At 71.7% G+C, this 22,701-nt stretch carries 21 protein-coding genes and 1 tRNA gene; 13 read left to right on the plus strand and 9 right to left on the minus strand.

Annotation, left to right across the window (positions count from 1 at the left end; genetic code table 11):
• Window positions 1-271 precede the first annotated feature (271 nt).
• Together ABT129_RS19180 and ABT129_RS19185 are read left to right on the plus strand one after the other, a co-directional pair.
• Window positions 272-2,068, plus strand: a complete 1,797-nt coding sequence (locus ABT129_RS19180) for an ATP-binding protein (RefSeq protein WP_351902452.1) — start codon at window positions 272-274, stop codon at window positions 2,066-2,068.
• A 250-nt stretch (window positions 2,069-2,318) separates the two neighbouring features.
• Window positions 2,319-2,410 (plus strand) — tRNA-Thr (locus tag ABT129_RS19185).
• 123 nt (window positions 2,411-2,533) lie between these two features.
• Here the strand turns inward: ABT129_RS19185 and tatA are convergent.
• Window positions 2,534-2,782, minus strand: coding sequence for a Sec-independent protein translocase subunit TatA (gene tatA / locus ABT129_RS19190; RefSeq protein WP_351902455.1), 249 nt, complete (start codon window positions 2,780-2,782; stop codon window positions 2,534-2,536).
• A 40-nt stretch (window positions 2,783-2,822) separates the two neighbouring features.
• A complete protein-coding gene (locus tag ABT129_RS19195; RefSeq protein WP_351902458.1) occupies window positions 2,823-3,398 on the minus strand; it encodes a TerD family protein in 576 nt (191 codons plus the stop codon).
• A 204-nt stretch (window positions 3,399-3,602) separates the two neighbouring features.
• On the opposite strand from ABT129_RS19195, the gene ABT129_RS19200 reads away from it, so the two are divergent.
• Both ABT129_RS19200 and ABT129_RS19205 read left to right on the plus strand, forming a co-directional pair.
• A complete protein-coding gene (locus tag ABT129_RS19200) occupies window positions 3,603-4,007 on the plus strand; it encodes a BlaI/MecI/CopY family transcriptional regulator (RefSeq protein WP_351902461.1) in 405 nt (134 codons plus the stop codon).
• 4 nt (window positions 4,008-4,011) lie between these two features.
• Window positions 4,012-4,941, plus strand: coding sequence for a M56 family metallopeptidase (locus ABT129_RS19205; RefSeq protein ID WP_351902464.1), 930 nt, complete (start codon window positions 4,012-4,014; stop codon window positions 4,939-4,941).
• A 264-nt stretch (window positions 4,942-5,205) separates the two neighbouring features.
• On the opposite strand, the gene ABT129_RS19210 is transcribed toward ABT129_RS19205, so the two are convergent.
• Together ABT129_RS19210 and ABT129_RS19215 are read right to left on the minus strand one after the other, a co-directional pair.
• On the minus strand, window positions 5,206-6,285 hold the full coding sequence (locus tag ABT129_RS19210) for a sporulation protein (RefSeq protein WP_351902467.1): 1,080 nt from the start codon (window positions 6,283-6,285) through the stop codon (window positions 5,206-5,208).
• An 88-nt stretch (window positions 6,286-6,373) separates the two neighbouring features.
• Window positions 6,374-6,595: a hypothetical protein gene (locus ABT129_RS19215; protein ID WP_030211971.1), complete on the minus strand. Its 222-nt coding sequence runs from the start codon at window positions 6,593-6,595 to the stop codon at window positions 6,374-6,376.
• A gap of 520 nt (window positions 6,596-7,115) precedes the next feature.
• Here ABT129_RS19215 and ABT129_RS19220 point away from each other — a divergent pair.
• The 4 genes from ABT129_RS19220 (at window position 7,116) to ABT129_RS19235 (ending at window position 11,979) form a co-directional block, all read left to right on the plus strand.
• The gene (locus ABT129_RS19220) at window positions 7,116-8,489 is read left to right on the plus strand and encodes a hemolysin family protein (protein WP_351902471.1); all 1,374 of its coding nucleotides are present in this window, start codon (window positions 7,116-7,118) and stop codon (window positions 8,487-8,489) included.
• Window positions 8,486-9,505, plus strand: a complete 1,020-nt coding sequence (locus tag ABT129_RS19225; protein ID WP_351902475.1) for a hemolysin family protein — start codon at window positions 8,486-8,488, stop codon at window positions 9,503-9,505. Before ABT129_RS19220 ends, ABT129_RS19225 begins: the two co-directional genes overlap by 4 nt.
• A gap of 141 nt (window positions 9,506-9,646) precedes the next feature.
• Window positions 9,647-10,963, plus strand: coding sequence for a hemolysin family protein (locus tag ABT129_RS19230; protein WP_502981812.1), 1,317 nt, complete (start codon window positions 9,647-9,649; stop codon window positions 10,961-10,963).
• Window positions 10,960-11,979 carry a hemolysin family protein gene (locus tag ABT129_RS19235; RefSeq protein WP_351902481.1) on the plus strand — a complete coding sequence of 340 codons (1,020 nt, stop codon included), beginning with the start codon at window positions 10,960-10,962 and terminating at the stop codon, window positions 11,977-11,979. Before ABT129_RS19230 ends, ABT129_RS19235 begins: the two co-directional genes overlap by 4 nt.
• A gap of 178 nt (window positions 11,980-12,157) precedes the next feature.
• Here the strand turns inward: ABT129_RS19235 and ABT129_RS19240 are convergent, their stop codons facing one another.
• Together ABT129_RS19240 and ABT129_RS19245 are read right to left on the minus strand one after the other, a co-directional pair.
• Complete coding sequence (locus ABT129_RS19240; RefSeq protein ID WP_351902484.1) at window positions 12,158-12,409, minus strand: hypothetical protein; 252 nt, start codon at window positions 12,407-12,409, stop codon at window positions 12,158-12,160.
• A 697-nt stretch (window positions 12,410-13,106) separates the two neighbouring features.
• Window positions 13,107-13,655: an SMI1/KNR4 family protein gene (locus tag ABT129_RS19245; RefSeq protein WP_351902487.1), complete on the minus strand. Its 549-nt coding sequence runs from the start codon at window positions 13,653-13,655 to the stop codon at window positions 13,107-13,109.
• Between the two features lie 215 nt (window positions 13,656-13,870).
• Between ABT129_RS19245 and ABT129_RS19250 the strand changes: the two genes are divergently transcribed.
• Window positions 13,871-15,970, plus strand: a complete 2,100-nt coding sequence (locus tag ABT129_RS19250; protein WP_351902490.1) for a restriction endonuclease — start codon at window positions 13,871-13,873, stop codon at window positions 15,968-15,970.
• Window positions 15,971-16,156: 186 nt separating this feature from the next.
• On the opposite strand, the gene ABT129_RS19255 is transcribed toward ABT129_RS19250, so the two are convergent.
• The gene (locus ABT129_RS19255) at window positions 16,157-17,545 is read right to left on the minus strand and encodes an NAD(P)/FAD-dependent oxidoreductase (RefSeq protein WP_351902493.1); all 1,389 of its coding nucleotides are present in this window, start codon (window positions 17,543-17,545) and stop codon (window positions 16,157-16,159) included.
• 164 nt (window positions 17,546-17,709) lie between these two features.
• Between ABT129_RS19255 and ABT129_RS19260 the strand changes: the two genes are divergently transcribed.
• The 4 genes from ABT129_RS19260 (at window position 17,710) to ABT129_RS19275 (ending at window position 20,304) form a co-directional block, all read left to right on the plus strand.
• Window positions 17,710-18,429 (plus strand): DsbA family protein, encoded by a 720-nt coding sequence (locus tag ABT129_RS19260; protein ID WP_351902496.1) that lies wholly within the window; start codon window positions 17,710-17,712, stop codon window positions 18,427-18,429.
• A gap of 9 nt (window positions 18,430-18,438) precedes the next feature.
• Complete coding sequence (locus tag ABT129_RS19265) at window positions 18,439-19,332, plus strand: aminoglycoside phosphotransferase family protein (RefSeq protein WP_351902499.1); 894 nt, start codon at window positions 18,439-18,441, stop codon at window positions 19,330-19,332.
• 146 nt (window positions 19,333-19,478) lie between these two features.
• Entirely contained in the window at window positions 19,479-19,958 is a 480-nt protein-coding gene (locus ABT129_RS19270; protein WP_351902502.1) for a GNAT family N-acetyltransferase, read from the plus strand.
• 10 nt (window positions 19,959-19,968) lie between these two features.
• Window positions 19,969-20,304 (plus strand): hypothetical protein, encoded by a 336-nt coding sequence (locus tag ABT129_RS19275; protein WP_351902505.1) that lies wholly within the window; start codon window positions 19,969-19,971, stop codon window positions 20,302-20,304.
• 93 nt (window positions 20,305-20,397) lie between these two features.
• On the opposite strand, the gene ABT129_RS19280 is transcribed toward ABT129_RS19275, so the two are convergent.
• Together ABT129_RS19280 and ABT129_RS19285 are read right to left on the minus strand one after the other, a co-directional pair.
• Window positions 20,398-21,420: a zinc-binding dehydrogenase gene (locus ABT129_RS19280; protein WP_351902508.1), complete on the minus strand. Its 1,023-nt coding sequence runs from the start codon at window positions 21,418-21,420 to the stop codon at window positions 20,398-20,400.
• 95 nt (window positions 21,421-21,515) lie between these two features.
• Window positions 21,516-22,679, minus strand: coding sequence for a phytoene desaturase family protein (locus ABT129_RS19285; RefSeq protein WP_351902511.1), 1,164 nt, complete (start codon window positions 22,677-22,679; stop codon window positions 21,516-21,518).
• Window positions 22,680-22,701: the final 22 nt, after the last annotated feature.

Raw genomic sequence — 22,701 nt, forward strand, 5'->3', positions numbered from 1 at the left:
CCAAACTTAGGAGGTGATTAGGAGGTCCCAGCCAGGCGAACCAGCAGGTCACAGCGATCCACCCCACGCGACACAACCCCAGCCAGCACCCCCAACCCTCAGTGATCTCGCCCAATTTGAACGCGCAGCGCGCCATTCATCCAGATAGGCCACTCCGCTAAGATCAGGGAGACAACAGACGACAGCAGCCCAAGCCCGATCTGGCACCCGAGAGACCGCGGCATGGCGTGCGAGCAAGTAACAACATCCCGAATCAGATCGAAGTGGACGGATGACACCAGAAGAGCTCCGCGACATACTCACCTCGGCTCGCACCCTCGGCGCCGAAGCAGCAGACATCGAGGCAAAGAAGTCCGAGTCCGCGCTTCCTAAATCCTGCAAGGAAACAATTTCCGCCTTTTCCAATACCCCGGGAGGCGGAACACTGATTCTCGGCGTAGACGAAAGCGCTGGCTTCGCCGTAACGGGAGTAAGGGATGCCGGCCAGGTTCAATCCGATCTGGCAGCCATGTGCCGGACCGACATGACCCCTCCAATTTCGCCAGTAATTTCAATGATCAATCTCGACGGCAAGAATGTCGTCGTTGCCGAAATCAGCGAACTTCCACGCGAGCAGAAGCCCGCCTATTGCACCACCCTTGGCATGAATCGAGGCAGCTATATTCGGGTCGGCGAGGGCGACAGGCGACTCACACCCGAAGAAGTACAGCAGCTAATCTCGGACCGAGGGCAGCCACTCTTTGACCATGAGCCGGTTCCCGGATCAAGCATCAGCGACCTTGACGAGCGCGCAGTCGACGATTATGTCAGGCGCATGCGTCTGTCCAACCCTCGGATCTTCGGCGAAGTAACTCCTGAAGTAATCCTCCGCATGACCAAGGTAACGATCAATTCTGTCGGCCAGGATCTACTTTCAATGGGTGGCCTTCTCGCCCTTGGCCTGTACCCTCAGCAGCATTTCCCTCAGCTCAATCTTACCTTTGTGCATTTCCCCACCGTGAGTGGAGAGTCCACGTCCACAGGCGTGCGTTTCCTGGATAACGTCAGCGTGAATGGCCCTATCCCGGTCATGGCCAAAGAGGCGCTACTGGCCATCCAGAGGAACATGTCGAGGCGGGCTCTGATCGTTGGCGAAGGACGCCGCGACGTCTGGGAGTATCCACCCGAAGCACTCAGGGAAGCCATTGTCAACGCTTTGGTTCACCGAGATCTAAGCCCTGGGTCAAGAGGCACTCAGGTCCAAGTTGAGATGTACCCAGATCGGCTTCGCATCTTGAACTCCGGCGGCCTTTTTGGGGCACTTGATATCACACGCCTCGGCGAAGAGGGGCGCTCGTCTGCCCGCAACTCCTTGCTGATGAAGCTGCTGGAGGACGTCACAGTCCCTGGCGAGGACCGAACCGTCTGCGAGAACCGCGGATCGGGAATCAGGGCCATGAATATTGCATTCCGCCAAGCAGGGATGAGCCCGCCACGCTTCGTCGATCGGACCACCTCCTTTGAAGTGATTATGCCCAATCACACCCTGCTCGACGATGACACCGTTACCTGGCTAACGGCGCTCGGGCGTGAGGGCCTCCGGGACAGTCAGTGCATCGCCCTTTCGCTGATGCGCCGAGGGGAAGTTCTCGATAACTCTAAATATCGATCCGCCACCGGCCTTAACGACAGCCGGACGGCAACCTTTGAGCTGCAAGACCTTGTCGCTCGCGAGCTGGTCGATCAGTCTGGCACTCGCGGCGGCGCACGGTACACCCTGTCGGATTATGCGGCATCGGCGGGAAGAGAAGGGAAGCATCGCTCCCGCCCGGACCGGCGCCGCCAGATCACACAGCTGCTCTTGGTGCATGGCGAGCTGTCTAAAGCACAGATCAGCGAGTTGCTCAATCTGAACCCGAAGACAGCTGAGCACTGGATTCGCACGCTGAAGACGGAGTCGAAGATCGAGCCCACCCAAGCGGGCAAAGGCCAACATGCCAGGTATCGACTCACTCCTCAGCTCGACTTGGACGGTGTTCCTGAACAGCCAGAGCCAGGAGGAGTCCCGACAGCTACTTCGTCCGACTGAGCAGGTTTGCTCGGCGGCCGCGGGCCTGGCGTATGGGTGCGTGTCTAACTGCGTGACAACACCGTCGAACGCCGGCGGACGAGCGCGAACGTCTGCGGACCGTCAACGCAGGTGAGAGGCGCAGCAGCCCGAGGCAGAGCACCTGCCCGAGTTGCTTCGGGACGAAGAGATCGCCGTGCCACATCCGTGCCAGACCGTGCGGGGACTCACGGGGAACGAGGGTCGCCTAGAGGGCCTGTGCAGTGGACCAGCCAGCACCACAACCGTGCACGTCAGGTGCGGGTGCGCCCTCCCGCTCTTGTAAAGCGGGGGTCGTCGGTTCGAACCCGACAGGGGGCTCCAGGTGGGAAATGCGAAGACCCCCGGCCGATCTTGGTCGGGGGTCTCGTGCGTCCGGGGCGGTGGGTGGGCTTCCGTGGGATCGCCTTCGGGGGGTTGGGCGCCGGGCCGGAGGTGTCCTCGGTTTCAGGGGTGTGTGGTCCCCGTGTCGGGGCGTCGGTCGTCGCGTGGGGTCGGGTCCTGGAGGGGGCGGTTCTCCGTGACCTGGTAGGTGGCCTGCCGGTCCGGTTCTCCGTCGGCCTTCATCGCTCTGGTCTCGCTCTTGAGGATGCGGGCCGCCTTGCCCGCGCTGCGGGCCAGGTCGGGCAGCTTCTTGGCGCCGAGAAGCAGAATGACGACGATCAGGATGATCGCTATCTCGCTGATTCCGAACACGGTGTTCCGTTCTCTGGAGGGGGCTGACCGGTGCCGTGTCTCAGATGTTGACGCCGAAGTCGGCCGCGATGCCGGCGAGTCCGGAGGCGTAGCCCTGGCCCACGGCGCGGAACTTCCATTCGGTGCCGTGGCGGTAGAGCTCGCCGAAGACCATCGCGGTCTCGGTGGCGGCGTCCTCGGAGAGGTCGTAGCGGGCGAGTTCGGCGCCGCCGGCCTGGTTGACCACGCGGATGAAGGCGTTGCGGACCTGGCCGAAGCTCTGGCCCCGGTTCTCGGCGTCGTGGATGGAGACCGGGAAGGTGATCTTCGTGATGTCGGCGGGCACGGCCGCCAGGTCGACCTTGATGGCCTCGTCGTCGCCGTCGCCCTCGCCGGTGAGGTTGTCGCCGGTGTGCTCGACCGAACCGTCAGGGCTGGTGAGGTTGTTGTAGAAGACGAAGTGCCGGTCGGAGACGACCTTCCCCGTGTCGTTCAGGAGCAGGGCGCTCGCGTCGAGGTCGTAGTCGTTCCCGGTGGTCGTGCGGACGTCCCAGCCCAGGCCGACGAGGACGGCGGTCAGCCCCGGCGCCTCCTTGCTCAGTGAGACGTTGCCGCCCTTGGAGAGGCTCACACCCATGTCGTCTTCCTTCCTGGTCGTAGCGTGGTGGAGTCTGTAAATCTACAATGATGTAGAAGGTGCGGGAAGGGTGGGGAGCGGGCCCCCCTCTCCTCGACGGCGTCGCCCGCCAACTCCAGGCGAACGGAGGAGGGCGGACGCGTGTCGTCTCAGTACGATGAACCGCCCCACACGGGCGGGACGAGTCGACGGGAGGGCGGCGGAATGACGAAGGCCGAGCAGGAGGGCCACGACACGCCTCCCCGACGGCGGGGCCAGGGCGAACTCGAGGCGCAGGTGCTGGCCGCGCTGCGGCAGGCGCCGGGCGCCCGCACCGCCGGCTGGGTGCAGGAGCGTCTCGGCGGCGATCTCGCCTACACGACCGTCATCACGATCCTGACGCGTCTGCACGTCAAGGGCGCCGTGAGCAGGGAGCGGGTGGGCCGGTCGTTCGAGTGGACTGCGGTCGCGGACGAGGCCGGGCTCGCTGCCCTGCGGATGCGGAAGGTCCTGGACGGCGAGGCGGACCGGGACACGGTGCTGGCCAGGTTCGTGACGGCCCTCTCACCCCACGACGAGCGTCTGCTGCGCGATCTGCTGGCTCAGGAGCCCGCGGAGGGGGAAGACTGACCGCATGGGGGTCTTCGTCTTCCTGCCGCTGGTCCTGCCCCTGACGGCCTGGCCGGTCGCACGCCTCGCCGAGCACCACGTGCATCCGCGGACGGCCACCTGGCTGCTGACCTGCCTCTCCGGGGTGCTCGCCGTGTGCAGCACGCTGTCCCTGGCGCTGCTCATGGTGGTCGGTACCGCCCAACTGCCCGGCAACCCGCTGCCGGACGGCTGGTCCGACCCGGAGGTCCGCGAGGCCGTCCCCTTTGACGAGATCGCGGGCAGGGTCGCCATCCCCACCCTGATCCTCGTTCTCCTCTCCTGCGCCAGGGCCGCCTGGCGGCACCATCGCGTACGCCGCCGCGCCGGCCGCGCCCTGGAGGGGCTGCCCGCGACGTCGGTCGTGGTGCTGCCCGACGCGAACCCGTACGCATACGCCCTGCCGGGCCGGAAGGACCGTGTCGTGGTCACGACCGCGATGCTCGCGACCCTGACCGGCCCGGAGCGCCGCGCGCTGTTCGCCCACGAGCGCGTCCACCTGACCGCCCGCCACCACAGGTTCCTGCTGACCGTGCAGCTCGCCGCCCGCGCCAACCCGTTCCTGCGGCCCCTGCGCACGGCGGTCGCGTACACCACCGAGCGGTGGGCGGACGAGGACGCGGCCACCCGGATCGGCAGCCGCCGGGTCGTGGCGCGGGCGGTCGGCAAGGCCGCGCTGATCTCCCGTGGCGCACCCGCGGTGACGCTCGCGGGGTTCGCCTCGGCCGGTCCCGTGCCTCGCCGCGTGGCCGCTCTGATGGGCCCCGCCCCGGCCGCGCGCCTGTGGCCGTCCCTCTTCACCGGCGTGGGCCTGGCCACGTGGGGGGCGGCGGCCGGCACCACGGTCTCCGCCCTGTCCTCGGCGAACTCGGCCGTCACGCTCTTCCTGATCCTGAAGGCGGCGACCCCGCTCTAGCTCCGCACGTGGAGCCTGGATGACGGCGCGGGCCTCGGCGGGCTTCCTCTCCGCCGAGAGTGCCGGGTCCGCGTCGTCGCCGTCGGTCTCCCGCCGTCGACTTCTCGCAGTCGGTCTCCCGCCGTCGACTTCTCGCCGTCGATTTCTCGATGCCGGCCTCTCTCCGGCGACCTCTCGATGCCGTCCCACGGGAAGAGGCCCGCGACCGGGTGCGGTCGCGGGCCCCGGGGGCGCGGCGGGTGGGCGCCCGGCGGGCTGTTGGTCTCAGCCCTCGTCGCCTTGATCCTCTTCCTCTTCCTCGTCGCCTTCGAGGAAGTCGCCGATCTCGTCGACGGCTTCGGCCGCGACCATGCCGCCGACGACACCGACGGCGAGCCCGGCCGCGCCGACCGCGACCGCGGTGCCCAGGCCCGGGCCGGAGCGGTGGCCGTGCCCGTCGCCGTGGTGGCCGTGGGGGTCGTCGCCGGTGGACGGAGTCCCGTGGGCGTGGTGGCCGTGGGGGTCGACGCCGGTGGACGGAGCCCCGTGGGCGTGGGCATCGGGGGACCCGTACGGGGAGGGGGAAGCGTGCGGGGCGTGCTCGACGAGCTGCCGCATCCAGGACTCGACCTCGGCGTTCCAGTCGACCTGGTCGACGTCGTGATGGCCGACCGTGTGGCGGCTGACGCTGTCGTGGCCCTCGGAGAGGAGTCCGCCGCGCCGGTCCGCCTCCAGGACGACCTCCATTCCCGCCGGGCCGGCCAGGAAGGTCACCTCGATCTCGTCGACCTGGTGCGCGTACCGGGGCGAGGGAGTGACCTCGATCTCCTGGTAGAAGGGCAGTCGCTGGCCCGTCCCCTGGATGTGCCCGAGTTCGAGATCGGCCGACCTGAAGCCGAAGCCGAGCCGGCCGAAGGCGTCGAGGACCGCTTCCTGGGCCGGCAGGGGGCGTACGGCGAGCGGGTCGAGGTCGCCCTTGTCCTTCCCGCCGGCGATGCCGAGTTCGGTCCGTACGCCGAGCGTGATGCCGAGGCCTTGGCCGTACAGCTCGGTGATCGGCGTCTCCCACGGCAGGGGGAAGGAGAACGGGACGCTGCGCGGTTCACCCTCCGCCAGGCGGAAGCTCCCGCCCACCACCTGCCGGTGGAAGACCACCGTCCCCTCGGACTCCCCGCCGTCGTGTTCGGCCTCGACGTGGGCCACGAGCTCCACGGTGAGGTGCTCGACGGTGGAGTCGGCGCTCCCACCTTTGAGGTGGACCTGCCCGCTGAGCGTTCCGCCCGGCGTCACCGCGCCCGGGTCGAGGACCGTGTCCACCGAGGGGCCGCCGATCCCGAGCGAGCCGAGCAGCCTCTTGAACACCATCGTGGCGTCCACTCCTTCAGTTGTGCCTGTGGTTCGGGTGCCGTCGGCGCCCCGGGTGGGGTGTGGGGCGCCGACGGCGGTACGCGGGTTACTTCGTCGCGGTGTGGAGCGCGGCGAGCGTCTGCGCCCAGCGGACGTACTTCAGCTCCGCGAGGTCGGCGATCGTCTTGACGCCGAACGCCTCCTGGAGGAGTTCGCCGTCGCGGTCGGAGACGCCCTTGAGGGCCCCGACCGGCGCGGCCAGGATCTCCGGCAGCTCCTTGTCGGCCCACGCCTTGTCCAGCACCTTGTCGAGGTCGATCGAAGCCACGGAAGCAGCCCTCCAGGGGTCGACGAAGGGAGTGCGCACGCTACGCACTTCCTCTACACAGCTGTAGAGCATAGGGGTGTCCCGGCGAAGTGGGGTGGCGTGACGGCGGGTTCGTGGAGAAGGAGTCCGGAAACAGTCTCCTTTCGGCCCGGGGTGCCGTGGCCGGAGGCCGGACCCCACCGGACGCCCCCCCCGGTGCCCCCGCTCCCGCCGGACGCCCCCCCCGGGGCCCCTGCTCCCGTCGGACGTACCCCGGACCCCCGCTCCCGCCGGACGCCCACGCCCCCGTCGGTTCCTGCCCTCCCCCCCCCCGCTCCCGCCGGACGCGAATCCGTGAGCGGGGTGAACAGTGGACACCGGAGCCGGGTCCTTTACAGTGGGTGTAGAAGTACGGGGAGGGGCGTGACCCTCTCCCCACGTCGTTCACGAGAAGGAGCCACGGGCCCGCGATGGAGCCTCCGAGTACCGGCCGTGCCGGACCCTGCCCACTGACCTTCGGTGAGCGAGCGGGGGTGGCACGGTGACCGAGGTCCTCCTGTTGCTCCTCGCCCTCGGACTCACCCTGGCCTGCGCCGTCTTCGTCGCCGCCGAGTTCTCCCTGACGACCGTCGAGCGCCGCGATCTGGAACGGGCCGCCGACGCCGGGGAGCGCGGCGCCGAGAGCGCGCTGCGTGCCGTCCGGCGGCTGACCGTGCAACTGTCCGGCGCCCAGCTCGGTATCACCGTCACCTCCCTGGTGATCGGCATGCTCGCGGAGCCCTCCCTCGCGGCGCTGCTGCGCGGCCCGCTGGAGGCGATCGGCCTGGGCGGCGCGGCGGCCTCCGTCGCCACCGTCCTCGGCGTGGCGATCTCCACCGTCGTGCTCATGGTCGTCGGCGAGCTCGTCCCGAAGAACTGGGCGATCTCGCGCCCGCTGGCCGTCGCCAAGGTCGTGGCCGGCCCCCAGCGGGGCTTCACCGCCGCCTTCGGTCCGTTCATCCGGCACCTCAACGACACCGCGAACCGGTTCGTACGCCGCTTCGGCCTGGAACCGGCCGAGGAGCTGCACTCCGTCCGCACCCCCGCCGAGCTGGCCTCCCTAGCCCGGCACTCGGCCGCCGAGGGCGCCATCGAGGCGGACTCCGTCGAACTGTTCGTCCGTACGCTCCACCTGGGCGAGCTGACAGCGGAGAACGTCATGACGCCGCGCGTCGACGTCCGCGCACTCGAGGCCCGGGCGACGGCCGCCGACGCCGCCAACCTCACGTACGCCACCGGCCTGTCCCGCTTCCCCGTCTACCGGGTCTCCCTGGACGACGTGATCGGTACGGTCCACATCCGTGACGTCCTCGCCCTGGAACCGGCCGCCCGCGCGGCCACCCCGATCACCCGGCTGGTGACCCAGCCGCTCCTGGTGCCCGAGACGCTTCCCGCTGACCGGCTCCTGGAGCGGCTGCGGGCGAGCCGCACCATGGCCGTCGTGATCGACGAGTACGGAGGCATGGCCGGCGTGGCGACGGTGGAGGACATCGTCGAGGAGGTCGTCGGCGAGGTCCGCGACGAGCACGACCCCGTCGAGGTCCCCCACCTGCTGCCCGCTCCACCCACCGAGGACGGCCGGACGACCTGGGAGGCCGACGGGGGCCTACGGATCGACGAGCTGGCCCGCATAGGGCTGCGCGCGCCGGAAGGTCCGTACGAGACGGTGGCCGGTCTGATCGCCACCCGCCTCGGCCGCATCCCCGCCCAGGGCGACGCGATCCTGCTCGAAGGCTGGCGGCTCGACGTCCTCGACATCGAGCACCACCGGGCGGACCGCGTCCACCTCACCGAGCCCGCTCACCGGGCGGACGGCGTCCACCTCACCGAGCCCGCTCACCGGGCGGAGCACCTGCGGGCCGGAGTGGCCCGATGACCGCCGTCCAGCTCACCATCGGCTTCCTCACCCTGCTGACGAACGCCTTCTTCGTCGGCGGCGAGTTCTCCCTGATCTCGGTCCGCCGCAGCCAGATCGAGCCCCTGGCCCGGGACGGCGACCGGCGGGCCCGGATGACGCTCTGGGGCCTGGAGCACATCTCCGCGCTGCTGGCCACGGCCCAGCTCGGCATCACCGTCTCCTCCCTGGTCCTGGGCGCGGTCGCCGAACCGGCCATCGCCCACCTCCTGGAGCCCGTCTTCGAGGCGGCCCACGTGCCGCACGGTCTCGTGCACCCCATCGCGTTCGTCATCGCGCTCACCCTGGCGACGTACGCGCACATGCTGATCGGCGAGATGGTCCCGAAGAACATCGCCCTCGCCGCCCCGGTCAGGACCGCGCTGCTCCTCGGCCCGCCGCTCGTCGCCCTCACCCGCGCCCTCAAGCCGGTCGTCTTCGGCATCAACGCCTTCGCCAACGCGCTCCTGCGGCTGCTGCGCGTCGAGCCGAAGGACGAGGTCGCGTCCGTCTTCACCGACGACGAACTCGCCCGGATGGTCCACGACACCAGCGAGGCGGGGCTGCTCTCCCCGGCCGACGGGGAGCGGCTGCGCGACGCCCTGGAACTGGGCACCCGCCCCGTCGGCGAGGTCCTCGTCCCCGCCGCCCGCATGGTGACCGTCGACCACCGCGTCACCCCCGCCGCGCTGGAGCGGACCGCGGCCGAGGCCGGCTACTCCCGCTTCCCGGTCACCGGTCCGGCGGGAGCCGTGCTCGGCTACCTGCACATCAAGGACACCCTCGGCGTCACCGACCGGGACAGGCCCTTCCCCCGGACCGCGCTGCACGCGGTGACCCGGGTCCGCGCCGACACCCCGCTCGACGACACGCTCACGGCGCTGCGGGCCGCCGGCAGCCACCTGGCGGCCGTCACCGGCGCAGGCGGCGCCGTCCTCGGCTACGTGACCATGGAGGACGTCCTCGACGAGCTGGTCGGACCGGCCGCCGCCGTGTGACCCGGCCGGCTTCCGCCTCCGGTCCGGCGGCCCCGCCACCCCCGATACTCCCTTCCAACGCTCTGTCCCTTCTGCAAGGAGCCCCTTCTTGTCCGCGTCCGCCAGACCGACGTCCACCCGCGCCCTGAAGGGGTGCGGTCGATGAACGCCGCTCTCGGCCTGCTGGCCGTCCTCGTCCTGACCGCCGGCACCGGGTACTTCGTCGCCCAGGAGTTCGCCTACGTCGCCGCCGACCGGCTCGCGCTCGCCCGCGAGGCCGAGGCCGGCGACAAGCGGGCCGCCCGCGCGCTGACGGTCCTCGAACGGCTCTCGTTCATGCTCTCCGGGGCCCAGCTCGGTATCACCGTCACCGGTCTGGTCGTCGGCTTCCTGGCCGAGCCGTCCGTCTCGGCCTTCCTGAAGCCCGCCCTTGAGGGGACGGGGCTGTCCGCCGGGGCCGTCTCCGCGATCTCCGTGGTCCTCGCCTTCGTGGTGGCGACGGTGCTGCAGATGGTCCTCGGCGAACTCGCGCCCAAGAACCTGGCGCTGGCGGTCCCCGAGCGCCTCGCCAAGGCGCTCGCCCCCTCCACTCTCGTCTACCTGAAGATCGTCGGTCCGGTCGTCCGCGTCTTCGACGGCGCGGCCAACAGGCTGCTGCGCAAGGTCGGCATCGAGCCGGTCGAGGAGCTGCACCACGGCGCCACCCTCGAAGAGCTCAGCCACCTGATCGGTGAGTCCCACGAACAGGGCGAGCTGCCGCTCGACACCGCCGAGCTGCTCGACCACGCGCTGGAGTTCTCGGAGCGGACCATGGACGAGGTGATGGTGCCGCGCGTGGACGCCGTCTTCGTACGCCGGGACGCCACCCTCACCGAGGCCGTGGAGCTGATCGCCACGTACGGCCACTCGAACTACCCGGTCCTCGGCGACCACCCCGACGACGTCACCGGTGTCCTGGGCGTCAACGAGCTGATGCGCCTGCCCCGGGCCGCCTTCGACACCACCACCGCGGGCGAGGCCGCCCGGCGACCGCTCCTGCTGCCCGACACGCTGCCGCTGCCGAAGGCCGTCGCGCAGATGCGGGAGCGGGACGACGAGTTCGCCGTCGTCCTGGACGAGCACGGCGGCGTCGCCGGCATCGTCACGTACGAGGACATCGCCGAGGAGCTGGTCGGAGACATCGCCGACGAGAGCGACACGGTCGTCACCGTGGCCGCGCCGGACGGGGACGGCTGGAAGATCGACGCCGGTCGCCGCCTCGACGAGATCGAGGACGCCACCGGCATCACGCTGCCCGAGGAGGACGACTACGACACCGTCGCCGGCCTCGTCATCGACCGCCTCGGCCGCTTCCCCACCATCGGGGACCGTCTCACGGTCGACGACGTCCACATCGAGGTCCTCAGCCTCGACCGCCACGTCCCCGACCGCGTCCGCATCGAGCACGTCCCGTCCGCCGCCGAGGAGTCCCAGGCATGAGCTTCCCCATGGCGCTCTTCGTCACCGTCCTGCTGCTGATCGGCAGCGGCTTCTTCGTCGCCGCCGAGTTCGCGCTCGTCGCCGCCAGACGGCACCGCATCGAGAAGGCCGTCGCCGACGGACGACGCGGCGCCAGGGCCGCGCTCGCCGGCATGCGCGAGCTGTCCCTGATGCTCGCGGGAGCCCAGCTCGGCATCACCCTCTGCACCCTCGGCCTCGGCGCGATCTCCAAGCCGGCGATCTCCCACGAACTCGACCCCCTGCTCGTCGAACTCGGCCTGCCCGCGGCCCTCAGCTACGGCATCGCGTTCGCCGTCGCCATGATCGTCGTGGTCTTCCTCCACATGGTCCTCGGCGAGATGGCCCCCAAGTCCTGGGCCATCGCCCACCCCGAGCGCTCCGCGATGCTCCTCACCCCGGCCTTCCGGGCCGTGGTCAAGACCGTGCGCCCGCTGCTCTGGATGCTCAACAAGGTCAGCAACGGGCTCGTACGGATGTGCCGCGTCCAGCCCCGCGACGAACTGGCCGCCGTCCACAACCGCGAACAGCTCACCCACCTCGTCGAGGAGTCCGCGCGCCTCGGCCTGATCAACAAGACCGACTCGCTGCTCATCACCCGCTCCCTGACCGAACCCCAGACGCCGGTGGCGGAGTTCCAGACCCCGGCCGCGGACATCGTCACGATCCCGGCCGACGCCGACCTGGACGCGCTGCTGGCCCGGGCCTCCGCCGCCGACCGCTCGCGCCTCCTGGTCCGCGACGGCGACCGCGTCCTCGGCTCCGTCCACGCCCGCGACGCCCTGGTCGCCCGCACCCGCGGCCGGACCCTCACCGCCCGCGACCTCGCCCGCCCCGTACCCGAACTGGCCGTCAGCACCACGGTCTCCGAGGCCGTCGAACAACTGCGCCGACGCCGCTCCTCCCTCGCCGTCGTCCACGACGAGTCCGGCGAACTCACCGGCCTCGTGAGCCTCGACGACCTCCTGGTCCGGCTCATGGGTCCGCAGACGGTGTGACGGGCGCAGGGGGGCGTGACTCTGCCCGCACAGTTCCGCAAGGCCACCGCGTCGGCGGCGGCTGGAACGCGTACGACCTGATCTTCTGAGCTCCCTCCCCTCCGACCGTGCCGCTCTGCGAGAACGGCCGACGGGATCGCGCGCCCGCGTGGACCAGACGTTCGCCCAGGACTCGGTATCAGGGCGATTCGGAGGCGGCTTCCCCGCGGTCGATCACCGGAGCGAGGGACTTCGGCCCCCGGCCCCGGTGCGTCAGGAGGCGGTACAGGAAGCGAACGGTCATGCCGAGTGCGACAAGGGTGAACAGCCCGAACACAGCCAGAGAGACTGAGTCGAGGATGTCCGTGTTGTGCCGGTCGTCGGCGGTCATGACGGCACACAACAGCCAGAACCCCCACCCCTTGGCGAGTGTCTTCGCTTCGTCCTTCACGCCGTTCCCTCCTGTGGCTGAACGCCGAGTGATCGCACACGGCCTTGCGTGTTCTGCGTGCCCTCTCGGTGCCTGATGGGGCAGGGAGCCGCCGGGAACGCCGGGCGTTCACAGCGACGATACAAGCTGACGGCTCCGACCGTCGTTCCTGGTCAGAGGCTTTTACCCTGCGGTGGGTGGTGACATCGCCCCCCCGGGGGGGACATCGCTGCCACCACGGTTTTCAAGATCGCGACCTGCCGGGGCTCGGGCCGAATCCTCCTCCCGCTGGACACAGCTCTAGGCTTGGCATCAGGGTTCGGCAGTACGGAGGGGAAACCGTGTCAGCGTCGTTCGCGGTCGTGCTGCTACCGGTGATGGTCATCGTCGTCGGGCTCTGTCTCACGGGCGTGGTTCTCGGCATCCACGCCTTGCTGCTCGGACGTCTACCGGGCCGATGGCTTGCGGGACGGGTCCGTCGGCCCAGGCTCTGGGGAAGCGGCGCAGTGCTTGTCGCCTGTCTTGGGTTCGGCAGCCCCACCGTGTTCGTGGTCGGACTCGGGCTCGTCGCTCTGGGCCACACCGTCAGCGCCTCAGACTGATCGCTTCTCGTCCGTGCCATACCCGTGCAAGGAATCAACGGCTGCGGTCGGGCCTTGCGTGCCGGTGGGTGAGGGGGCGTTTCGGTGGGTGGGTCGAGCGGTTGTCCCGTGTTCGTTCACTCCGCGAGCCGGGAGGCGGCCAGCTCCCACGGGGTGGGCTCTGCCGCCTCTCCGTCCTCGTCCGCGTCTTCGCGGTACCACCCCGTTCCGGCGAGCCAGGTTTCGAGCCATTCGGTGAGGCTCCCGGCGTCCACGAACCAGGCGGCGGCTCCGTCGTCCGTCATGGCGTTCGGCTCGAAGAGGAGGACCGTGGCGGTCTCGCTGAGGCAGTCCACCGCGGCGTACATGGCGCAGCCCCAGTCCAGGATCGGCAGCACGCCCGCCGGCCAGTACGGTGTCCCTTCCTCGGCCGAGGAGGAACGTTCGGACCGGTACTCGCTCAGCGCCGTACGCCCTGGCCCGATCAGTGGAAGGAGCTGGTAGTCGGGGCCGTAGCCGCCGTTGGCCACCTCCCGGTACAGGCTCGCCAGCAGGGGCGGGAGGGCGAAGCCGAGAGCCGCCTCCGCCTCGGCGATCTGCTCGGCGCCGACGGCGGGCGGCAGCGTCCTCGACGTGGCCCTGGCCTTCGCCGCCACGCGGGGAACGAGATCTTCGATGGCTGTCACGGGCGTGATCCTGTCAGGTGCCTACGACAGAGGGTGCGGTCCGGCGTGGTGCCCGAGGGCGGCGCGAGTTCGGCGGCGCTCAGGGCGACCCGGGCGTACGTGTGAAGCGGGAGTCGTTGTTGGTTTCTGTGTTCTGAGTCGCGTCGGTCCGGGACACTTGTGCGTTACGGGGGCGTACAGGTGGCGTGGGGTGTTTGTGGGGAGGGGTGCGGCGGATGAGTCGGCGTTCCGGTGGGCTGATCGGGGTCTGGGCCGAGCAGCAGCGGGTGGCGCAGCGGCAGCGTGAGGGGCAGCACCAGGCGGTGCTGCGGCAGCAGCGGGATGCCGAGCGGGTGCAGCGGGCGTACGAGCGGGATGTCGCCCGGATGCAGCGCGAACAGCGGGCCGCGTATCGGCAGCAGCGGGAGGCCGACGCGTTGCGGCGGACCCAGGAGCTCGATCAGCGGGTCGCGGTGCTCGAAGGGTTGCTGGGGGCGGGGTGCCGGGCGCCCGCGTTCGGCGTGGAGTCCTTGCGGCGGGACGAGGCGGTCGAGCCGTTCTCGCCCGGGCCGCTCGCCGAGCCCGTTCCCCTGCCCGACCAGCGGTTCTACCAGCCCCAGGGCGGTGCCTGGACCGCTTCCGGGCGGGCCCAGGCCGAGCGCGACGCGCGGGCCCGGTTCGAGCGCGACTGGTACGCGGCGCAGGCCGCCGAGGCCCGTCGGATGGAGCAACTCGCCGCCTACCGCAGGGAGTACGACGTCTGGGCCGCCGCCAGGCTCGCCGAGGTGCGGGCCCACAACAGGGGGGTCGCCGGGACCGAGACGGCCCTCCGTGCCGGTGAGTCCGAGACCGTCGTCGACTTCTTCTCCGCCGTGCTCTTCGCCTCCGGCGGGTGGCCCGAGGGGTTCCCCCGGGAGGTGTCCGCCGCCTACGACCGGAGCGGGCGCGCCCTCGTGCTCGACTGGGAACTGCCCGGGTACGACGTCGTCCCCGAGGCCAAGGGCGTCAAGTACCTGCCCAGCACCGACCAGGAGAAGGAGGTCCCGCGGCCCGTCACGCAGCGGCGGGCCCTCTACCGGGACGTGCTCGCCCAGAGCGTGCTGCTCGTCGTGCGGGAGCTCTTCGCGGCCGACCGGTTCGGCGCCCTGGAGAAGGTCGCGCTCAACGGGTACGTCGGAGGCGTCGACCCGGCCACCGGGCTCGCCGGGAGGGTCTGCGTCGCCTCCGCCGTCGTGGAGCGGGGCGTCTTCGAGCGGCTCAACCTCCAGCTCGTCGGCGCCGTGGAGTGCCTGACCGGCGCCCTCGCCGGGCGGCTCTCCGCCAAGCCCGACGACCGGGTGGCCGTGGCGCCGATGCTCAGCCCCGACCAGGTCGGGTCCGACGTCGTCGTCCAGGGCGACGGCGAGGAGCCCGACCTGCTCGCCATGGACCCGATCGCCTTCGAGGGGCTCGTCGCCGAGCTCTTCCGCGCCCGCGGGCTCCAGGCCGTCACCACGCGGCGCTCCAACGACGGCGGTGTGGACGTCGAGGCGCTCGACCCCGATCCCATCAGCGGCGGGTCGATCATCGTCCAGGTGAAGCGGTACCGGAACACCGTGCCCCCGTCCGCCGTACGGGACCTCTTCGGCACCGTGCAGGGCGCCGGCGCCAACAAGGGCGTCCTCGTCACCACGTCCAAGTTCGGGCCCGGCTCGTACACCTTCGCCAACGGCAAGCCGCTCACCCTGATATCCGGCACCGAACTCGTCGACCTGCTGCACCAGCACGGTCTGCGGGGGCGGTTGGGACCGGGGACCTCGCCCGCGCCCGCCGTGGCGACCTCCGCCGCGGCGGCTCCCGCCGACGCCGACGCCGACTTCAACCTGCTCGGCATGGTGTGGTCCGGGTCAGCCGCCCTCGACGTGTGCGCGCTCGTCTGCTCGGGCAACCGGGTCCTCGGCGACGAGTGGTTCGTCTTCTTCAACAACCCCGCCACCCCGGACGGTTCGGTCGCCATGGTCGCCGCCGCGCCTGGCGACCGCGCCGCCGTCCGGGTCGGCTTCGACGCCCTGCCCGCACGGGCCGACCGCATCGTGCTGGTGGCGGCCGTCGACCCGGAGGTGAACCCCGAAGCGGACCTCGGGGGGTTCACCGACGCCGGCATCCGGCTGCGCGACGACTCCGGGGCCGAACTCGACCGGCTCGTCGTCTCCGACGGGCGGCCCGGCGAGACCGCGCTCGTCCTCGGTTCGTTCCGTCGGCGGGCCGGCGGCGACTGGGACTTCGTCCTCGGCGGGAAGGGGTACCGGGGCGGGCTGGAGGAGTTGGTCGGGGACTTCGGCATCCAGGTGGAGTGAGGCCCCGGGCCCCGGGCGCCGGGCCCAGGCCCCCGGGCCTCGGCCGCCGGGCCTCGGCCGCCGGGCCTCGGCCGCCGTGCCTCGGCCTCCGGCCCCCGGCCCTCGTCTCCGTCGGATAGGCCGGGCAGGTCCGGGCAGGTCCGGGAAGGGCCCCTGCTCATCCCGGAGCCGGCCGGCCCCCGCGCCTCACCGGCCGCTCAGCCTGTTCGCCAGGACCGCCACCCGGTCCGTCGTCGCCGCGTGGCCCGTCGCCTCGCGGCGGTCCGCGCCCCGGAAGGCCGCGTACATGGTCTGCACCCCGAGCCAGCGCAGCGGCTCCGGTTCCCACTTGCGGACCTTGTGGTTGACCCAGGGGAGGGTGGTGAGGTCCGTCGGGCCCGACTGGCCCGAGTCCTGCTGGATGAGGTCGCGCAGGGTGCGGGCCGCGAGGTTGGCCGTGGCGACGCCCGAGCCGACGTAGCCGCCCGCCCAGCCGAGGCCGGTGGAGCGGTCGAGGGTGACCGTGGCGCACCAGTCGCGGGGGACGCCGAGGACACCGGACCAGGCGTGGTCCACCCGTACCCCCGCCAGCTGGGGGAAGAAGCGGACCAGGATGTCGCGGAGCGCCTCGATCGTCTGCGGCTGGGTGCGGCCGTCGTTGTCGGTCTTCGAGCCGAAGCGGTACGGGACTCCCCGGCCGCCGAGCGCGATGCGGCCGTCGGCGGTGCGCTGGGCGTACATGTAGGCGTGGGCCATGTCGCCGAGGGTCTCGCGGCCCTCCCAGCCGATGGACTCCCACTGCGCGTCGGTGAGCGGCTCGGTGGCGATCATCGAGGAGTTCATGGGGAGCCAGGTGCGGCGCTGGCCGGTGAGGGAGGCGGTGAAGCCCTCGGTGCAGCGCAGGACGTACGGGGCGCGGACCGTGCCGTACGGGGTGACGGCGTGCTTGGGCTTGATCTCGGTGACCGGGGTCGACTCGTGGATGGTGACGCCGAGCGCCTCGACGGCGGCGGCGAGCCCCTTGACCAGTTTCACCGGGTGCAGGCGGGCCCCGTGCGGGGTCCAGGAGGAGCCGACGGCTCCGGTGACGCGGACGCGGCCGGCGGTCTCGCGGGCCCCGTACAGCTCCCGGTCCGTCTCGCCGAACGCGATCTCGGCCGCGTGGAACTCCTTGAGGCGGGCGAGCTGGGCGGGGGAGAGCGCGACTTCGAGGACGCCGCCCCGGTGGATGTCGGCGTCGATCTTCTCCTGCTCGCAGACGTCGACGACCTCGCCGACGGTGGCGTTCATGGCCTGCTGGAGCCGGACGGCGGCCTCGTGGCCGTGGGCCCGGGCGTAGCGGTCGCGGCCCGCGATGCCGTTGTAGAGCCAGCCGCCGTTGCGTCCGGAGGCCCCGTACCCGCAGAACTTCGCCTCCAGGACGGTGATGTTGAGGAAGGGGACGGCCTTCTTGAGGTAGTAGGCGGTCCACAGGCCCGTGTAGCCGCCGCCGACGATGCAGACGTCGGCGCTGGTGTCGCCGGGGAGCGGTTCGCGGGGAGCGGGGGTGCCGTCCTGCGCGTACCAGAACGAGATGCCGCCGTTGACCGTACTCATGTGTATCCCTCTTCCGGGTGCGTGGGCGGGAGGTTACCCGGGGCGTTGGTCCTGTGGATACGGGTCCTTCGGCGGCGGTTCCCCGGTGGGGCCGGGCCTAGGTTCGAGGGTGCGTGGCGTCTGCGTGGCCGCTGCGGATTCCGTTGCTCCGGAAGGACTCTCCCATGCCCGTACGCAGGACCCGGCGGGTCGCCGCCGTCGCTCTCTCGGCGGGCCTCATCGCCCTTGCGGCGGTGGGCTGTTCGGAACCGGGGACGCCTGCGGCCGCGGCGGTGACCGTGGTCCCCGCCGAGCACGCGGAGCTGCTCGCGTGGCTTCCCGCCGCCGTCGACGGTACGAAGATCGTCGTCGGGGACGCGAAGGCCCCGCACACGGTCACGGTGTACGTGGACCCGCGCTGCCGCTACTGCGCGAAGTTCGAGGCGAACGCCGGCACGGTCCTCGCGGAGGAGGCCGCGGCGGGCACGGTGAAGGTCGAGTACGTCGTCGCCTCCTTCCTGGACGCCCGGACCGGCGGAACGGCCTCGGCGCGGGCCGCGAACGCGCTGCGGGCGTCCGTGGACGCCGGGCCGGGGAAGTTCGCCGCGTTCCAGGCGGCCCTCTTCGCCTCACAGCCGGGCGAGGAGTCCAAGGACGACGGGTACTCGGCCGACCACCTGCTGCGGATCGCGGACCAGGTGGAGGGGGTGCGGAGCGCGGCCTTCGACCGGGCCGTACGGGAGGACGTCCACCGGCGGTGGGTGACGGACGCCGAGAGGGCCTTCGAGGCCTCCGGGGTGGGCGGCACGCCGACCGTCCTCGTCGACGGGACCCCGCTGCCGGGCGGCGACGCCCTCTACGACGCGACGGAATTCTCGGAGGCGCTGCGCGACGCCGGTGTCTAGGGTCGTGGGGTGATTCACGTACCCGAGGAACTCGCCGCGTCGCAGGCCAAGTACAACGGTGAGGCGGGGCGGGCGTTCATCGCCGCGCTGCCGGAGACGGCCGAGGAGTTCCTCGGCCGGTGGGGGCTGAGGGTCACCGGGCCCTCCATGTACGGGGTGGCCTCCCTGGTCCTGCCCGTCGAGCGGGCCGCGGACGGCACGCGGGCCGCGCTCAAGCTGCAGAACCTGGACGAGGAGACCGAGGGCGAACCGGTCGGCCTGCGCGTCTGGGACGGGGCCGGCGCGGTACGGCTCCTCGACCACGACGCCGGTACGGGCACGATGCTCCTGGAGCGGCTCGACGAGGCCCGGCCGCTGACGTCCGTCACCGACACCCGGGAGGCGCTCGGCGTCGTCGCCGGACTGCTCGCCCGGCTCGTCGCGGTCCCCGCGCCGCCGGGGCTGCGGGGGCTCGGCGACATCGCCGCCGGCATGCTCGCGGACGTCCCCGGGGCGGCGGAACGCCTCGGCCCCGACGACGCGGCGGTCCTGCGGGACTGCGCCGCGGCGGTGCGGGAGGTCGCGGGCGAACCGGGCGACCGGCTGCTCCACTGGGACCTGCACCTGGGGAACGTCCTCGCGGGCGAGCGTGAACCCTGGCTGGCCATCGACCCCAAGCCGCTCGCCGGCGACCCGGGCTTCGACCTGCTCCCGGCGCTGATCGACCGCTTCGACCCGGACCCGGCCGACATCCTGTGGCGGTTCGACCTGCTGTCCGAGATCGTCGGCGACCGGCGGCGCGCGGTGGCGTGGACGCTGGGGCGGGTGCTGCAGAACGGCCTGTGGGACGTGGAGGACGGGGAGCCGGGCCTCGACGCGGAACAGGTGGAGGTCGCGCGGATCCTGCGGGCCCGGAGGGGGTGAGGGCGGGGCGGGGCCTGATCGACTGTGCGGGCGGGGCCGGGCCTGATCGACTGTGCGGCCGGAGCCGGACTGATCGACTGTGCGGGCGTGGCCGGGGGCTCGAATCCCGGTGGCCGGGACGGCTCCGTCCTTGGCAGGCTGGGCCCATGATCCGTACTGCCACGTCTGCCGACGTCCCCGTCATCCACGCCCTGATCCGTGACCTCGCGGAGTACGAGAAGGCCCTCGACGAGGTCCGTACGACCCCCGAGCAGCTCCACGAGGCCCTCTTCGGCGCGCACCCGGCCGCCTTCGCCCACGTCGCCGAGACCGAGGCCGGCGAGGTGGTCGGCTTCGCGCTCTGGTTCCTCAACTTCTCGACCTGGCGCGGGGTCCACGGCATCTACCTGGAGGACCTGTACGTCCGTCCGGGGGCCCGGGGCGGCGGCCACGGCAAGGCGCTGCTGCGTGAACTGGCCCGGATCTGCGTCGAGCGCGGCTACGAGCGCCTGGAGTGGTCCGTCCTGAACTGGAACACGCCCTCGATCGAGTTCTACGAGTCCCTCGGCGCCCGGCCGCAGGACGAGTGGACGGTGTACCGGCTGACGGACGGGGCGCTGGCGGAGCTCGGTGGGGCGGGGGTGTAGGAAAGGGGGCATGAACAAGGACATCGAGCAGCGGTTCCAGCGGATCACGGCCTTCATCGAGGCGCGGCTGACACCGCTCTTCGACCCTGCGAACGGCAGCGACCACGGCTTCGGCATGGACGACACCTCGCGGGCGCTGAGGGCCGCGCGCTACACCGTGCAGGCCGCGTCGGCCGTCGGCGGGCTCGTCGAGAAGCGGGAGTCGGCGCCGGAGCTGCGGCCCGTGGTGGACCAGGCCCTTGAGCACAACTGGGACGTGCTGCGTTCCGTCGCCCGGATGTGGGAGGACCACCCCGACTTCCTGAAGGAGTACAAGGCGCACTCCTGGGACGTGGTGGGGGTCTGATCCGTAGGACCCCGTCCTGAGGATCAGGCCGGATCAGGCCGGATCAGGCCGGATCGGGCCGGACCGGGCCTGACCAGGCCGGATCAGACCCGATCAGGCCGGATCGCCGAGCGCGCCCCGGGGTACCAGGACCACCTTGCCCGTCGTGCCCCTGGTCTCCAGGGCGCGGTGGGCGTCCGCCGCGTCCGCGAGCGGGAAGCGGTGGACCGCCGGGCGCAGCGTGCCCGCGGACGCCGCGGCGAGGGCGGCGAGTTCGAGGGCGCGCACGTCGCCGCCCGCCTTCCGGATCATGACGGGGCCGAGGACGGACTCCGAGGTGATGCCGCGCGCCGCGAGTTCCTCCGGTGTGTAGGTGAGCGGCTCGCCGTCGTGGAGTCCGGCCCCGGACCAGCCGAAGACGAGGTGCTGTCCGCCGGGGCCGAGGAGGTCGACGGCGGCGCGGCCGGCGGCGCCGCCCACCGAGTCGAAGACGACCGTGGCGGCCCGCCCGTCCAGGTGCGCGCGGACCTTCTCCGGCCAGTCGGGCTCCGTGTAGTCGACGGCCAGGTCGGCGCCGTTCTCCTGGACGCGGGCGACCTTCGCGGGACCACCGGCGAGGCCGATGACTGTGGCGCCGGCGTTCTTGGCGTACTGGACCAGCAGGGTGCCGATCCCGCCGGCGGCCGCGGGGACGATCGCCACCGAGTCGGGGCCGAGGTCGGTGAACTGCAGGATGCCGAGGGTGGTGCGGCCGGTCCCGATCATGGCGACGGCCTCCGCCTCGCCGAGGTGGTCGGGCAGGGCGTGGAGCCGGGTCGCGTCGGTGACGGCGAGCTCGGCGTACCCGCCGGGTGCCATGCCGAGGTGGGCGACGACCCGGCGGCCGAGCCAGGCCGGGTCGGTGCCCTCGCCGAGGGCGTCGACGGTGCCGGCGACCTCGCGGCCGGGGACGGTGGGGAGTGCGGCGGGGGCCGGGAACGGGCCCGTCATCCCCGCGCGGAGCGCGGTGTCGAGGAGGTGCACGCCCGCCGCCGCGACCCTGACGCGGACCTGGTTGGGGCCGGGTACCGGGTCCGGAGTCTCCTCGTACGTGAGGTTCTCGGCCGGGCCGAAGGCGTGGAGGCGGATGGCGTGCATGGCGGTTCCCCTGTCGTCCGGCGTGGTCGTGTCACCCGGCGTGGTCGGCCGCGGGCGTCGTCGTACGACGGGGTGACGGGGACGAGCCTCCTACCTCAAGCATGCTTGAGGTCAAGACGTTCCGCGCGCAGCGCCAGCGACACCGCCTCGACCGCGCTCGTGAACGACACCTCCGACAGCACCCCGGGCGCCGCCACCTGGTCCCCCACCAGGTACACGCCGTCGCCCCGGTCGATCGCGGGCCGGTCGCGCCAGGTCGTGCCGGGACGGTCGAGCGCCCCCGTACGCCCCTGGGCCACCGACTCCCGCCGCCACACCGTCCGTTCGCGCCAGCCGGGGAAGCCGAGGTCGAGGAGCCGCTCCGCGTGGGCCACACCGTCCGCCCTGGTCGCGCCGGGGCCGATGGGCAGCTGGGCCTGGACCAGCTGCTGCCCGGCCGGGGCGAGGGAGGGGTCCTGGGCCGTGAACCGCTCCAGCCACCCCGGCGCGTCCAGGTCCGAGACGACGAACGCGTCCCCCTTCCGGGTCCGCAGCGCCAGGTCGACCAGGACCGTACGGCCGCTCTCCCAGGTCAGCGACGGATCGCCGAGGAGCCGGGCGGCGGCGGGCAGGGCGGTCGCGACGACCACCGGCCCCTCGCCCACCGGCAGGGCGTCGACGCGCGACGACGTCTCGATCCGCACCCCCATCTCCCACGCGCGCGCCACCATCCGCTCGATCAGCTCGCCCCAGCCGCCCCGCACGTAGCGGGCCTCGGGCGGCAGGGAGGCGGCCCGGTGCAGCCGCTCCTGCACGAAACGGGCGGAGAGCGTGCCCGGGTCGTGGTGGAAGAGCGCCACCCCGGAGTACGCGGCGGCCTCGCGCGCCGCCCGCTCGCCGACGGTCCCGGTGGCCCAGGTGTGGAAGTCGACGTCCACGGGAGCCTTCTCGGCGGTACGGAGGGACTGGCGCAGCAGCCCCGTCGGCGGGGTGCGGCGCAGGACGCCGGCGCGGTGGAAGCGGAGCCGGAGGGTCTCGGCGACCGGCAGCGGGGCCAGCGGGCCGAGCAGACCGCGCTGCTTCAGCCAGGTCCAGTGGGGGCCGCCGGCGTAGAGCGCGTGCGGTCCCTCGTTGGTGCGGTACGGGCCCTCGGCGGTCCGGGCCCGGCCACCGGGGGTCCGGTGCGCCTCGTGCACGGTCACCCTGGTGCCCGCCTCGGCGGCGGTGATGGCCGCGGTCAGTCCGGCGAAGCCGCCGCCGATGATCGTGAGCTTGCGCATGTCCGACTCCCTCGTGTCCGCC

It is taken from the genome of Streptomyces sp. NPDC002057 (assembly GCF_040296665.1).
Taxonomy (GTDB): domain Bacteria; phylum Actinomycetota; class Actinomycetes; order Streptomycetales; family Streptomycetaceae; genus Streptomyces.